7 protein-coding genes are annotated in these 13,802 nt (G+C 71.2%); 3 read left to right on the forward strand and 4 right to left on the reverse strand.

Annotated elements, in window-relative coordinates; translation table 11 throughout:
- The first annotated feature begins 49 nt into the window (after positions 1-49).
- Complete coding sequence (locus WME82_RS14645; protein ID WP_438043326.1) at positions 50-3,949, forward strand: DUF2169 domain-containing protein; 3,900 nt, start codon at positions 50-52, stop codon at positions 3,947-3,949.
- A 132-nt stretch (positions 3,950-4,081) separates the two neighbouring features.
- Here the strand turns inward: WME82_RS14645 and WME82_RS14650 are convergent, their stop codons facing one another.
- Genes WME82_RS14650 through WME82_RS14660 form a run of 3 tightly spaced genes read right to left on the reverse strand, consistent with a single transcriptional unit; the run spans position 4,082 to position 7,330 of the window.
- Positions 4,082-4,492, reverse strand: a complete 411-nt coding sequence (locus WME82_RS14650) for a PAAR-like domain-containing protein (protein ID WP_438043327.1) — start codon at positions 4,490-4,492, stop codon at positions 4,082-4,084.
- A gap of 28 nt (positions 4,493-4,520) precedes the next feature.
- Entirely contained in the window at positions 4,521-5,396 is an 876-nt protein-coding gene (locus WME82_RS14655; RefSeq protein WP_437871645.1) for a DUF3540 domain-containing protein, read from the reverse strand.
- On the reverse strand, positions 5,393-7,330 hold the full coding sequence (locus WME82_RS14660) for a pentapeptide repeat-containing protein (protein WP_438043328.1): 1,938 nt from the start codon (positions 7,328-7,330) through the stop codon (positions 5,393-5,395). Before WME82_RS14660 ends, WME82_RS14655 begins: the two co-directional genes overlap by 4 nt.
- A gap of 268 nt (positions 7,331-7,598) precedes the next feature.
- Between WME82_RS14660 and WME82_RS14665 the strand changes: the two genes are divergently transcribed.
- Both WME82_RS14665 and WME82_RS14670 read left to right on the forward strand, forming a co-directional pair.
- Complete coding sequence (locus WME82_RS14665) at positions 7,599-8,393, forward strand: TPM domain-containing protein (protein ID WP_438043329.1); 795 nt, start codon at positions 7,599-7,601, stop codon at positions 8,391-8,393.
- A 378-nt stretch (positions 8,394-8,771) separates the two neighbouring features.
- Positions 8,772-10,484 (forward strand): hypothetical protein, encoded by a 1,713-nt coding sequence (locus tag WME82_RS14670; protein ID WP_438043330.1) that lies wholly within the window; start codon positions 8,772-8,774, stop codon positions 10,482-10,484.
- Positions 10,485-10,542: 58 nt separating this feature from the next.
- Here WME82_RS14670 and WME82_RS14675 read toward each other — a convergent pair whose 3' ends face one another.
- Positions 10,543-13,485: a type VI secretion system Vgr family protein gene (locus WME82_RS14675; protein WP_438043331.1), complete on the reverse strand. Its 2,943-nt coding sequence runs from the start codon at positions 13,483-13,485 to the stop codon at positions 10,543-10,545.
- Positions 13,486-13,802: the final 317 nt, after the last annotated feature.

Here is a 13,802-nt window from a genome sequence, read left to right on the forward strand (position 1 = left end):
CCGAGGGGGCGCATCCGCCGGCGCTCTCGGCTAGGGTGCCGGGCCGTTCATGCAGCTCATCTCCCTGTCCCCCCTGGCCGCGTCGGCGTTGCTCTGGCGAACGGCGAACGGACCCTGTGTGACCGTCGCCGTGAAGGCGACCTTCCAGCTCTCGCTTGACGGCGTCGCCGCGCTGGCCGCGCCGCTGCCGCTCTTCCACGACGTCCTCCACGAGCAGAACGCGGGCCGGAGCCTCTATGTGGCCTCGGATGCCGTGCCCCACAAGCCCCGCGCCGACGTGCTGCTCACCGGCAGCGCGTACGCCCCGCCCGGCCAGCGCGTGAGCCACCGGTGGGTGCGCCTCGCCGTCTTCCACGCGCACGCGCAGGCGCCCGCGGTCGTCGACAAGCGGCTCCAGATCGTGGGCGAGCGGCAGCGCGATCCCGCGACCGGCCAGGCGACGGCGCCGGCCCCGTTCTCCAGGCTGCCCGTGCGCTACGAGCTCGCCTTCGGCGGCGCGCGCTGCCCCGAGAACCCTGTCGGAAGGGGGGCCGATCCCGCCGACCTCCGGCTGCCGAGCATCGTCAACCCCGCTGCGCCCGACGCCCCCGACGGCTTCGGGCCCATCTCGAGCGCGTGGCCGCAGCGGCGGCGCGCGCTCGCCGCGTGGGATCCCGCGAAGCTCCTGCTGCCTGTCCCGGAGCTCCCGATCGCCATGGACTGGGGCTACTTCAACGCGGCCCCGCGCGACCAGCAGATACGCTACCTGCGCGGGGACGAGTGGATCCTGCTCGAAGGCCTCCACCCCACGGCCGCCCAGGTGCGCTCTCGCCTGCCCGGCGTGACGGCGCGCGTGCTCCTCCGCGCGCCGCGGCTCGCCGACCCCGCCGGCGTCGAGCTCACCGTGCGCTGCGACACGCTCTGGATCGACGCCGACGCGCTCCGGTGCACCCTGACGTGGCGCGCGTCCCTGGCCGTCGCCGAGCGCGCCCTGGAGGCCGTCGAGCGCGGCAGGATCCTGGTGACGCTGACGCCCCTCGACGAGCGCGCGGCGTGGCCTGCGCCGGAGCCCGCGGCCGCGGCCGCGCCGCCGGTCGGCGCGACGACGGCGCCGCTGCCGGAGGGCGTGAGGCCGCCCGCGGGCGCGCGGCCGTCGCTCCCGATTCCCGAGCCGGATCCGTCGGTTGCCCGCGGCATGAGCGCCGAGGAGTGGGCCGCGCGCGGCGCGGGCGCGGAGGCGTTGCGCCCGTCGCTCGACCTGACGCAGACGCGCCCCCTCGACCCCGCTGCCTTCGCCGAGGCCCTCCGCGCGTTCGACCCGGCGCCGCCCGGCGCCGTCGCCGCGGAGGCCTCGCAGGCGGGTCCCGGCGCCGGGGAGGCGGCCGGAGGCGCGGGCGCGCCGCCGGTGTCCGGGCAGCCGCCGGTGTCCGGGCAGCCGCCGGTGCTCGCGGACACGCGCGAGTTCAATCTCCAGGACGTTCTGCGCGGCGCGCGCCAGGAGGACGCGCCGTTCCCGGTCGCGCCGCCCCGGCCCGCGGAGCAGGCCGAGCCCGCGCGGGCCCCCGCCCAGGTCTCGCTGGAGGCCCTCCGGCAGGCCTTCCCCGCCATGGCCGCGCACATCGCGGCGCACGCCGGCGCGCCGCTGCCCACGGCCACGCTGCCGCTGCCCGAGCCGGAGCCGTCGAAGCCGACCAGCGAGGATCTCGCCGGCTCGCCCGACCTGCCGCCGCCCGCGAGGACCACCGAGCACGTCCCGATCCTGAACCTCACCCCGTTCGCCGCCTTCACCATCCCCTGGCAGGCCCGGCCGCCGAGGGACTCGCTCACCGTCGTGGTCAAGGGCACCTTTGACCTCGTGCCCGGGGCGCCGGCGGCGATCGCGGCCGATCAGGAGCTCCCCGGCGGCGACGTCCACGTCGACGACGACCCCGCGAAGAGCCTCCGCTACCCGTCCGATTTCGCGATCTTCAAGCCGAGAGCCGACGTCCTGCTGGTCGGGCACGCGCACCGCGCCAGCGACGGCGACGCCGCGGCGCTCGTCCGGCTGCGCCTCGGCGACGCGCTCGACCGCGCCGTCGCGGCCATCGGCCCGCGCCGCTGGGACGCGCTCGGCGCGCCCACCGCGCCCGGGCCGTGGGACCGCATCCCGCTCCGCTTCGAGAGCGCCTTCGGCGGCGCCGGGTTCGGCCCGAACCCCGTCGGGACCGGGTACGGCGCGCGGGCAGGCGGCCCGCTCCCGTCGCTCGAGCTGCCGGATCGGGTGATCCGCTCGGCGGGCGACAGGCCCTCTCCGGCGTGCTTCGCGCCGATCGCGGCGACGTGGGGCGATCGCCTCGAGAAGATCGGGTCCTACGGCGAGCGCTGGAGGAAGACGCGCTGGCCGTTCTTTCCCGACGACTTCGACTGGACCTTCTTCAACGCCGCGCCCGCGGAGCAGCAGATCGCCTATCCCCGGGGGGACGAGCCGTTCGAGCTCTGGTCCGTGCGCCCGGAGGGCGAGGTCGTCCGGGGGCGGCTGCCCGAGCTGCGGGTCCGCGCGTTCAAGCAGGCGACGGAGGAGGCCGGCGGCGGGTTCTCCGAGGTCCCGATGCGGCTCGACACGGTGTGGTTCGACGCCGACGCGCTCCGGCTCGTGCTGGTCTGGCGGGGCCTGCTCGACGTGGCCGACGAGGACGCTTCCGAGATCGCGTCGCTGTTCGTCCTGAGCGAGCCGATGGCGCAGGGCGGGGCGAAGAGCGAGCCGGCGGCGAAGCGCGACGCGCGGGCGCGCTTCTTCGCGGAGCTCGCGGCGCGCGAGGCGGCCGAGGCGCCGGCGGCAGGCGAGGAGGGGGCGGCGAACGACACCGCGGCCGAGGAGGGCGAATCGGCCCTCGAGGCGCGCATCGCCGAGGCGCTCGCCCAGGCGCGCGCGCGGCGGCGCACGGCGGCCGGGAGCGGCGCGGCGGCGGCGGGGGCCGCCGCGGCGGCGGCTGCCGCAGCGCCGGCGCAGGCGGAAGGCGGCGTCCCCCCGCGAGGAGAGGCTGCTCCCGGCGATCCCGTGGCGGCGCCGCCGACCGCCGGCCGCGACGCCATCCTCGAGCTCCTTCGCCTCGGCGAGCCGCTCGCCGCCATGGACCTGACCGGCATCGACCTGTCCGGCGCGGACCTCGCCGGGGCCGACCTGGGCGGCGTCATCCTGAAGCGGGCGAACCTCCGGGGCGCCCGCATGGACGGCGCGCGGCTCGTCGAGGCCGTGCTCGCGGAGGCCGACGCCGAGGGCGCGCGCTTCGAGGGAGCCGATCTCACCCGGGCCGACCTCACCGGCGCGAACGTCAAGGCCGCGCGCTTCGCCGGCGCCGTCCTGGAGCTCGCGGCCGCGGCGGAGGCGCGCTGCGAGGGCGCCGTCTTCGAGGGGGCCCGGGCGCCCGGCGCCAGCTTCGCGGGGGCCACGCTCACGAGGGCCTGCTTCGATCGCGCGGACCTCACCGGCGCCGAGATGATGCAGGCCGCCCTCGACGAGGCGAGCTTCCGCGACGCGACGCTCGATGATGTGAAAATTTACGGTGCTACCGGGGCGCGCGTCACCCTGGACGGGGCCTCGCTCGCCGACCTCCGCGCCGACGACGTGGTCCTCCGGAACGGGTCGTTCCGTCGCGCGCGGGGCCCGGGCTCCGTGTGGGAGGGCGCCGACCTCACCGAGGGCGTCTTCGCGGGCGCGGCGCTCCCGGAGGCGAGCTTCACCCGGGCGACGCTCGACCGGGCCACCTTCGAGGGCGCCGACCTTGTCGACGCCCGCTTCCGCAAGGCGCGGCTCCGCGGCGCGCGCCTGCGCCATGCGAACCTGATGCGCGCCGCCTTCGACAGCGCCGATCTCGAGGGGGCCGACCTGCGCGGCGCCAACCTGTATCAGGCGGAGACCTGGAAGGCGCGCACGGCCGAACTCCACATCGCGGAGGCATTCACGGCAGGGACCAAGCTGGAGGAGCGATGAGCGGAACAGCCATGCTGAACCTCCTTCTGCGCCTCTCCCCGCTGCGCCCCGCCGTCCGCCTCGAGACCGCCGGGCGGCGCGACCTCACCGAGGACCCGCTCGCGGGTGGGCTCCTCCGCGGCGCGCCGCGGATCACACCGCCACGAACACCTTCACCTGCGAAGGCGCGACGTGGGCGCCGGCGGGCATGTTCGCGTTCGAGCCGTTATGGGCCGACATCGCGGTGTGATAGACGATCTTCTTCCCCTTGGCGTAGACCTTCGAGCTCGCGCGCTTGAAGGTCACCTGCCCTCGGTTCACGTTCGAGACCATCCCGCCGAGCGTGCCGGCCTCATCGCCCTTGCTGCTCGGCATCTTCGATGCCTCGGTCACGGTCTCCTTCTTCTGGACGAGCACCTTGGAGACGGTCGACTCGCAGCCGTTCAGCGTGCCGATGTTCGGGAACGGCGTCGGCACGGGGGGCGCCGGCGGCGCTGGCACCTTGCACACGTCCGGCATGGCGAAGCACATGCCGCCGGCCTTCGTCGCTGCGGGCAATCTCATCTCGGGATCCCTCCACTTCCACGCTGGCTCATCCGAGCAGCACGCGCTCGCCGTCGATCGATGTCTCCTTCTTCGAGACCATCGATGTCCGTTCGCTGACGAGCTGATACGCCTCGCGGATGAGCGAGCGCGCGCGCCTCGCCCGGGTCTGGAGCAGCCCGTCGACGTCGCGGTAGGCGTCCCTTGCCCGCTCGATCAGCCGCTCGGCCTGGATCTCCATCCGGCCGGCGGTGGCGGCGATCTGCGCGGCGGTCGTGGCGATCCGCTCGGCGAGCACGGTCGCCTCGGTCGCGTGGAGCGACGCCCTCTCGGAGGTGACGTCGACCGCCGCCGCGGACACGCGCACGGCCGCCCGCTCGATCACGAGCGCCGGCTCGCCGCCCTCACCGACCTCGCTCGCCACGCGCCGCCCCGCCCGGTGCCGGACATCGCGCCGCGCGCGGAGCTCCACGTCCGTGGCCGCCTCCACGACGACCTTCCCTCGCGGCGCCGCGAGCGTCAGGTCCCCCGCGGGGGCGGCGACGCGCGCCGCGCCCGTCGCGGCGTCGTACGTGACGGCGACAGCGCCCGACGCGTCCCGGATCGCGATCGTGCTCCCCTCGGCCGACGCCGTGGCCCCCTCGGCCGTGTGGATCACGGGCCCTCGGGCGGCGAGGAGGATGCCAACGATGTAAAAATCTGATGTGGTTGCGTGTTTTGAGACGAGCACCCGGTCGCCGGGGGTGGCCTGGTAGCCGGGCACGGCGAGCCGCGCGCGCGCCGTGGCGCCCTCGGCGCCGGGGGCGCCGGGCCGGACGAGGCGCACGACGGCGCGCGCGGCGTCTTCCAGGTCGACGAGGGTGGCCTCGAGCACGCCGCCCGGGGAGGGCTCGTGTTCCAGGGCGACAGCGTCGTTCGCGTTCATCGGGGCTCCGTCCGGAAATCTTCCGCGCGCGCGCGGTCAGGGTCGGTGTTCTTCATGTTGCGGGTGCGCGCCCCGAGCAGCTCGGCGTCATCGAGCCTGGCCCGGTGCAGGTCGGCGCCCTCGAGGTTGGCGTTCACGAGGTGAGCGCGCTCGAGGCGCGCGTGCGAGAGATCGGCCAGCGAGAGATCGGCGTTCGCCATCACCGCGTCGCGCAGGTCCGCGCCCGGGAGCCTCGCCGCGCCGAGGCTGGCCTCGCGCAGGTGGGCGCGGCGCAGCACGGCGTCGTTGAGCGCGGCGTCGGAGAGGTCGGCGCGGGAGAGATCGGCGCCGTCGAGGAACGCCCTCCTGAGGTTCGCGGCGGGGGCGCGCAGGCCCGCGAGCTTCGCGCCCTTCAGATCGGCGCCTTCGAGGTTGACCTGAGAGGCCTCCACCGAGGTGAGGTTGGCGCCGCGGAGGTTCGCGCCCGACAGCGTGGCATTCGTCAGGACGCAGCCGCGGAGATCGGCGCCCTCGCCGTTCGCGTCGCAGAGGAGCGATTGTTCGATCACCGCGCCGGCGAGCTGCATGGCGCGGAGATCGGCGCCGGAGAGGTCGGCCGCGAAGAGCCGTGTCCGGCGGAGGTCGGCCCCGGCGATGGCGGCGGTGGACAGGGCGGCTTCCGAGAGATCCGCGTCGGAGAGATCGGCCCCGGTGAGGTCGACGTCGGCGAGCTGCGCCCCGCGGAAGGTGGCGCCGCCGAGCTTCGCGCCGGCGAGGCAGGCGCCGGAGAGGTCGGCGTCCGAGAGGTCGGCGCCCGCGAGGGAGGCGCCGCGCAGGTCGGCCTCGGCGAGATCGGCGCCGGAGAGGTTCACGCCGGTCCACGAGAGGCCGCGGAGAGCCGCCTTGCCGAGGGACACGCCGGCGAGGTCGAGGCCGCGCAGATCGACGCCCGCGAGGCGGACGCCCTCGAGCGAGCAGCCCTCGAGCTTCGCGCCGGCGAGGGACGCCTCGTCGAGGGTGGCGCCGGCGAGGTTGGCGTTGCGGAGATCGGCGCCGTCGAGGGAGGCGCCCGTGAGGTCCGCCCCGGCGAGCGAGGCGCCGCGGGCCCGCCAGCGCTGGAGCTGGGCGCCCCGGAGCGAGGAGCCGTCGAGGACGAGCCCGTCGCAGCTCGCGCCGGACAGGTCGGCCCGGGCGAGGTCGCACTGGACGAGGCGCGCGCCCTCCAGGGCGGTGCGGCGGAGATCGATCGCGGTGAGCCGGGAGGCGTGGAGCTCGGCGCCCGCGAGGGACGCCGGGGGGCCCGAGGCGGAGAAGTCGAGTCCGGTGGCGGCGGCGCGCAGGAGATCGGCGCCGCCGAGGAGGAGGCCTGTCGTGACGGCGGCGCGGAGATCGACGTCGCGGAGCGAGGCGCCGGTGAGGTCGGCGGAGGAGAGATCGGCGCCGTCGACGGCGGCGCGGTCGAGGCGGGCACCCTGGGCGTCGCAGCGCTGGAGGCGCGCGCCGGAGAGGACCGCGTCGAGGAGCTCGGCCTTGTGGAGGCGCGTGGCGCCGAGATCGGCTCGCTCGAGCAGGGCGCCGGAGAGCTTGGCGCCGGTGAGGTCGACCTGGTGGAGGGAAGCGCCGGTGAGGACAGCGTCGCGCAGATCGGCGCCCGCGAGGCGACAGGCCTCGCCGGGAGGGCCGCCGAGGAGGGCGCCGGTGAGGTCGGCGTCGATGAGGTCGGCGCCCTCGAGGTTCACGTTGCGGAAGATGGCGCCGGAGAGCGTGGCGCCGGAGAGGTTCGAGCCGCGCAGATCGACGTCCTGCCAGAGCGCCTTCGAGAGATCGGCGCCGCGGAGATCGATGCCGGGGGCGACGGTGCCCGAGATGCGGCTGCCGGCGAGCTCGCCGCGCTGGCTCTTCTGCAAGAGCTCGGCAGGCGTCGGGGCCGATCCGTGGTTGCGCTCCGCAGGCATGGTTCGGGCGAGGCTAGGCCATCGCGCGGCGGGTGTCACTGAGGTAGCGTGCGCGCTGGCACGGGTTCGTCGGAGTTGTCCGGGAGGGGCCGTGGCAGGGGCGCGGGAGCGGGGGAGGTGGGGAGAGCGATGATCCGCGGACCCCGCCGTGGCTCACGGCTGCCGGAGAGCGAACTGCTCGGGGAAGAGCGGAGCCGCTCACTATCATGAGGTGGCGGCCTACGCGACTCGGGGTACGATCTGCTGGAGCGTGCAGGAGTGACTCAAGATGAAACGATTCCTCTGTCGAGCACGCATTCATCCCGCCGCATGGCTCGCATGGTTGGCCCTCACGCTTGCCGTGCTTCTGGTCTTCGAATCGGTAGGGGCGACCGCCATCCCGCCGCTGAACGGCTACGTGATGGACGCTACGGGCACGCTGACGGAGGCCGAGCGTGCAGAGCTCAGCCTTCGGCTCAACCGCGAACGCCAGCGGGGAGGGCCCGAGGTCGTGGCACTCGTCCTCGGCTCGCTTGGACGTGAAGGCAGGAGCATCGAAAGTGTCGCGGATGCGGCCTTTCAGCAGTACCGGATCGGAAAAGCCGGTGCGGATGGCGGTGTCCTTCTGCTTATCGCTAAGGAAGAACGTAAGGTCTGTATTCGTACAAATGCGATCGCCAGGGTCGTCTTGACGGACCAGGTGGCCGCGGCCGTCATCGAGACCAAGATCGCGCCGCTGCTCCAAGCGGATAGGCTTCGCGAGGCTATCGCCGTCGGCACAGAGGCCATCCTGGAGCCGCTGCGTGCCGACCGCGAGGCGCGAAGCGGAGAGCAGAAGCGCCGTGCCATGACCGGCTTGTACATTCTTGCCGCGATCATAGGTGTTCCCATCATACTGGTGGTTGCTCTGCCGAGGCGGTTTCTGCCGAAGGGCAACAGCCGCACGGAAGGAACGGACCGGTGGGACTATCATCGGCATAGAGCATGGACGCGAAGCGTCGGAACTCCTGGCGGTGCACCGCACCAACGCGGCTCCAGCGACGGTGATGATCCCCCGGTCGGAGGAGGGACAGGTTCATACTGACCTGGCCGTCGGGCACGTTGTAGCTGAGGGGGGCCATTGCTTGGAAAGCATGCCCCCGATATGGGCGAGCGTGTGCGCCTGCTCGCCGTCGAGCCCGAACCGGAGGCGGAGCACCTCGCGCTCGCGCAGCGTCAGCGACTCGAGCAACGCGCGGACCCCCCGAGATGTGGCTGCCGGTGAGCTCGTCGCGCTGGCGCCTCTGCAAGAGCTCGGCAGGCGTCTGGGCTGAGCCATGGTTGCGGTCCGCGGGCATGGTTCGGGCGAGGCTAGGCTATCGCGCGGCGGGCGCCACTGAGGTAGCGTGCAGGCTCGAGTGCCTTCGCCGGGTCGCTGGGGGGCGTTGGCTGGGAGCGGGGGAGGGGAGAGGAGCGGAGAGGCATGATCAGCGTCGCGGTGAGGATCGAAACGGAGTGCGGCACCTGCAGGATGCCGATGCCGGTCAACACATTGGCTCGCGAGGTGGGCTGCCCGAGCTGCGGGAGGCCGACGGAGGTGAGCGACGACGTCTGGCAGGCGCTGCTGCGCGATCCGGTCTACGACGGGCCGAGGATGCTAACGAACGAGGGGCGGCAGTGCTCTGCGAGGAAGCTCTCGGCCGCTTACACCCGGCGCGGCCCGTGCTGCCAGGGATGCGAGGAGGAAATCTCCGTCGCGAGCATCGTGGAGGTGCGAGAGCAGGCGATGCTCCGGTGTGACCGTTGCGCCAAGCAGACCTGGGTGCGAGCGGTGCCGGTGGAGCTCGCGGGAGCGCTCCCGAACATCACGCACCTCGTGGGCGAAGATCCTGACTCGCCCGCCATGGCGCAGGCAAATGCGGCGGAGGCAGCGACGTTTCCATGCCCGCAGTGCGGCTCACCGGTCGCGTTCGACGGCGTGAACCGAGCGTACACGTGCCGGTTCTGCAGCGCGAACGTGCACGTGCCGGACGACTTCGTATATCGCGGGCGAAGGAAGGTGGCGGCGGACTGGTTTCTCATCTTTCATCCGTCGATCGCCGACAGCGCACCGGCCCCGCAGGCCGTCGCCGCAGGGCTGTTCGACTGGGAAGAGCCGCCTATGGCGGCGGTCGACGCGGAGGGCAACCTCTACTGCGCGGCGAGGCAGCTGCACTGGGTCTCCGTTGGTACACATCTCGCCCGGGAAAAGCACGAGAGCGTACTCTGGTGCATCGATCCATCGATGAACGTCCGCTGGCTGCAGCGCGGTCGATCGCGCGCTGTGCACTTCGTGCTCTCTCCGAAAGGCACACTCCTCGTCACGGATCGGCAGACGTCAGTCCAGCCCTGGCTTTCGGGCAGAACCGGTACGCCTACCGGAGAACCAGCACGTATGGTGAAGGAGAGCGATGGCGGTTTGTCCGATTGTGACGACTTGGCTTGCGATCGCGATGGCTCCCTCTTGATCCTGGACGGTGGTGTCCTTCGGCGGCTCTCGCCGGATGGGGCGGAGTTGCCTCTCTGGACTGGCGGCGCTCCAGGGAGTGTGGATCTCACCGAGATCACAGGCGGGCTCAAGCGTCTTCAGTGCGGGACGGACGGGTCGATCTTTCTCCTGTGTAGCGCGTCGATCGTGCGTTTTGCTGCGAATGGGCGCGAGATCTACCGCGCGGAGTTCTCCTCGGAGCCTCCAGAACCTCGATATCGCACGTTCGGCGTCGACCGCAACGGCAACGCCTACGTCCTCAGGAGCGGACAGCTCGCGCGGATCAGCGCGACGGGTGAGCTTTCCGTCGTCTTGGAGTCAAAGCGCGACAGGCTGCCGCAATCAGAGATGAGCATTGCTGTGTGTCCCGATGGATCGTACTGGCTCTTTGGTAGGGAGGGGCGCGCCTGGAGGCTTGACCGCGACGGCGAGCTTCTCTTCGCGAGTGAAAAGGAGTCCAGACCCAAAAAGTTGACGTACCAACAAGTCGTCGAGCGACAGATGGATGCGGTTAAGGCCAAGACCCAGGCAGAGCACGAAGCATCGGAGCGGCTCATGGGTGAGCGGAGAGCAGAGGCGGCGAGAGTTGAGCGGATCGTTGGGATTGTTGCAGCTATCGTTGTGCTGGGGCTCTTGGCGCTATTGATGGTCGCTGCTGCAATGTCGTAGATTGGTCTCTGGTGCAGGAGCGTGGGGCTCCTGTTCAATCAGATCCTGTACGCGTCCGCTAGCCGAGGTCGATCCGGCCGCCACTGATAGTTACCCTGGAAGAAGAGCACGCGACGCTGGTCCCGCCTTTTACCAGCTTGGCTGCGCTGGCCCCCAGGACACACTGGGAACCTCCGTTCTTTACCGACACAGTCCCGCCCTTGACTGACAGACCGTCGGTCCTTGAGCCGACCATGACGTTGCCAGGCTTTGCGCTCATTCCCCATCCGCCGCCCATGACTTCCGCGAATTTCCCCCCGTGGACCTTCGCGTCGCCGGCGGCAGCGAGATGGATGTTGGCTCCCTTTTCCTGGAGGTCTCCCGCTGTCTTTATGCTCGTGTTTCCGGTCGCTTGTATGTCGAGAGTGGCCTTCGACTTGAGTTGAGCGCCGCCCACTGAGCTTATGGTGAGCGAGGAGGCTGTCGTGATTCGCATGACACCTCCGCTGTGCGTCTTGGAAGTGCCCACTGTTTTGGATACGTAACTGTCGAGCGCGAGGATGTCGACCTTTTTCCCAGTGATGAGCGCCGCGGCGGCGCCTGCAACGGAGACTTTGCCCAAAGATTTCAGCATGGCGATCGCGCCGCCAGAGACGATGGCGTTGCCAGCGGAGGAGAGCGCAGCCGACGCGGCGCCGCCGACGAACGCGTCGACCTTGCCCATCAGCACCGCTGAGTTGTCCCCGCCACCGAGGAAGAAGGGGGCGCCCATGCCAGGTATGACCGCCGAGACGCGAGGGACCGCGGCGATCCCGTTGGCCGCGCCAATCATGCTGTTCGCAATTCCGACTTGCGCGGCTTCCATCGCCTTCCCGGCCTTCTTCGCGGCGTCGCTCAGCAGTTCGACTCCGGCCTTCTTGCCCTCGCGGATCGCCTTCGCGGCCCCGCTGGTCCCCGATACGATGTCATGCAAGATCCCGGCTTTTCGTCGCGTCTGTTCTTCTTCGGCGATCTTCTTCGCCAGGTCCTCGGCTCTCTTCTTCGCGTCAGCGTGTTGTTTTGTGGCTTCAACCGCTGCCGCGTATTCGGGGGTCTCCTTCTCCCATTCTTCCTTCGTCATGGCCCTGAGCAACCCGTAATGATCCTTCTTCGGCGGCGGGTTGGTCTCCGGGTAAGGAGCCTTCGCCTGGGCCGCCGCGAGCACCCTCTTCATGTGCTCCTCCGCGATGACGACCTCCTCGTTCGCCTTCGCCTGCTGCATCGCGTCCCATTTCTTCGGTATGTCGAGCGCGGTCTTCGCGACGCCGAGGATGTCGTCCACGATCTTATGATGCTTGTCATCGGTCAGCGCCTTTGAGAACGCTTGCGCGGCAGTTGCGTACTGTGTGATGCTCGAGGAGGCCACGACGGACGCGATGTCCGTGAGGGTCGTGGCGACCGACGTCAATGTGCTGACGCCGGCAGCGCCGAGCGCCGTGATCGCCTCCTTCGTGGTGAGCGCCGCGCCGGACTCTGGCGTGTTCGGGGATCCGAGCTGGAAGGTCGCGCCGCCGTACGGCGTCGAGAGCTTGATCCGCTCCTCGCCCTCGTTGTCATCGATGTTGATCTCGTTGCCGCCGCCGGTCCGGATGACGTTCCTGCGCCCGTTCTTCGCGTCGACGGTGCTCGGTGTGCGGGGGTTCGGCACGGCGCCTGCGATGATGGGCCGGTCTGGATCGCCATCGATGAAGGTGAGGATCACCTCCACCCCGCTGCGAAGCGGGAAGTGGAACCCGTAGCCTGCACCGGTATGGGGCTGGGCCATGCGGATGAGCCTCGATGCCTTGCCGTCCTCGGCGCTGCTGGTGTCGAACAGGAAGCGCACGCGGTAGCGGCCGCTCTCGTCGACCTCGGCGTACTGGCCTTTGGCCGCGGCGTCGATGACGCCCGTGATCACGCCGTGAACCTTCGGCTTCGGCGTCACGCGCGGCGGGCGGTACGTGGTCGCATAGGGGATCGCCCGGAAGTCGTTCTCGTAGGCGCGCTCCTCGCCCGTGCCCGCGTTGAGCGTGGCCTGCTGGAGCCGGTGGCGCACCTCGACGAGCAGCAACTCGATGTCGCCGCGCGGGTGTCCCTCGAGCGTGAGCTTCGCCCCGGCGCCGAGGGCCTGCACGTCGCTGGCGCCCTCGAACACCCTGCGGCCGGCGCGCAGCTCCTCCGCGCGGAGGACCGCGATGCGCTCGCCCTCATCGGGGGTCTTGAAATGAGCGCCGTACTCGACGATGTCGCCGCCGGACGCCTCCGAGACGGTCGCGGCCGCCATGAGCGGCACGTGCGGCGTCCGGTAATTGTAGTCCTTCACCACGTACCGGCTCGGGACGGTGCGCGTCGTGCCCTCCAGGCGGTGGACGCCGATGCGATCGCCGCGCGGGTAGAAGTGCGCGCGCCCGTCGCCGGCGACCGGCTGAAAGCCGCTGTTCGTGTCGGAGAAGACCACGACGTCGCGGCCGTCGCGGTGCTCGAAGAAGAACGAGATGCCGAGGTGCTCGGCGAGGCGCGAGACGAACTGGAGGTCGGTCTCCTTGTACTGCACGACGTACTCGCGCGGCGGGTACGTCGAGACCAGGCGGAGCTCGAAGTCGTCGCCCTCGTGGAGACCGGCCCGCTCGAGCTTCTTCTTGATGATCTCCGGGACCGAGAGATCCATGAAGATCTCCGACGTCTCCGTGAGCGTCAGCCGGAAGGCGCGGGGCACGAAGGTGAGCGTGTACGCCATGTGCAGCGTCTCGGTGTGGAGCGCGTCGCGCACGACGGAGATGACGCCGAAGAGCCGCCGCTCCTCGCTGTCGCCCCTCAGGAACACGAGCGCGGTGGGCTCGGCGAGGAGCGCCTCCTCGTCGAGCCCCTCGGGGCTCTTGCACACGACGTGGAGCTGGAACTCGAACGGCTGCGAGATGACCTCGCGCCCGGTGAGGTCGTGGAGCTCGACCGCGTCGGCCGAGAAAGCACGCGATTCCAGGCGAGCAGAGAGGATGTCCTTCATGAGCGTCCTTCGGGTGAAGAGACGCTACCATCGCCCGCCGGCGAGCTCTCTTTCAAGCTGCTCGTGCAGCGGAGCACCGCCGCGTCGCCCCGCGACACAGCTCGCGGAAGCCCCTCAGCCCTCCAGCGGCACCTCGCGCGCCTGCCGTCGCGACAGCATCCGGAGGTTGCTCAAGGCGTTGTTCTCGATCTGCTGGACCCGCTCGGCTCGTCGTCCCGGCCATAGGACCTGCTCTGCGCCGGGTTCGCCGTGGCATAGGGCGTGTCGGCGGCCACCGCCGGCGGCTCCGGCTCGAATTTCAATCCTGGCTGGATGGT

The organism is Sorangium sp. So ce128, assembly GCF_051525245.1.
Taxonomy (GTDB): Bacteria; Myxococcota_A; Polyangia; order Polyangiales; family Polyangiaceae; genus Sorangium; species Sorangium cellulosum_B.

What these genes read in the sequence shown, in the direction of transcription:
- WME82_RS14645 (WP_438043326.1), top strand. Translation starts at nt 50, where the DNA reads ATGCAGCTCATCTCCCTGTCCCCCCTGGCCGCGTCGGCGTTGCTCTGG.
- WME82_RS14650 (WP_438043327.1), bottom strand. Translation starts at nt 4,492, where the DNA reads ATGAGATTGCCCGCAGCGACGAAGGCCGGCGGCATGTGCTTCGCCATG.
- WME82_RS14655 (WP_437871645.1), bottom strand. Translation starts at nt 5,396, where the DNA reads ATGAACGCGAACGACGCTGTCGCCCTGGAACACGAGCCCTCCCCGGGC.
- WME82_RS14660 (WP_438043328.1), bottom strand. Translation starts at nt 7,330, where the DNA reads ATGCCTGCGGAGCGCAACCACGGATCGGCCCCGACGCCTGCCGAGCTC.
- WME82_RS14665 (WP_438043329.1), top strand. Translation starts at nt 7,599, where the DNA reads ATGAAACGATTCCTCTGTCGAGCACGCATTCATCCCGCCGCATGGCTC.
- WME82_RS14670 (WP_438043330.1), top strand. Translation starts at nt 8,772, where the DNA reads ATGATCAGCGTCGCGGTGAGGATCGAAACGGAGTGCGGCACCTGCAGG.
- WME82_RS14675 (WP_438043331.1), bottom strand. Translation starts at nt 13,485, where the DNA reads ATGAAGGACATCCTCTCTGCTCGCCTGGAATCGCGTGCTTTCTCGGCC.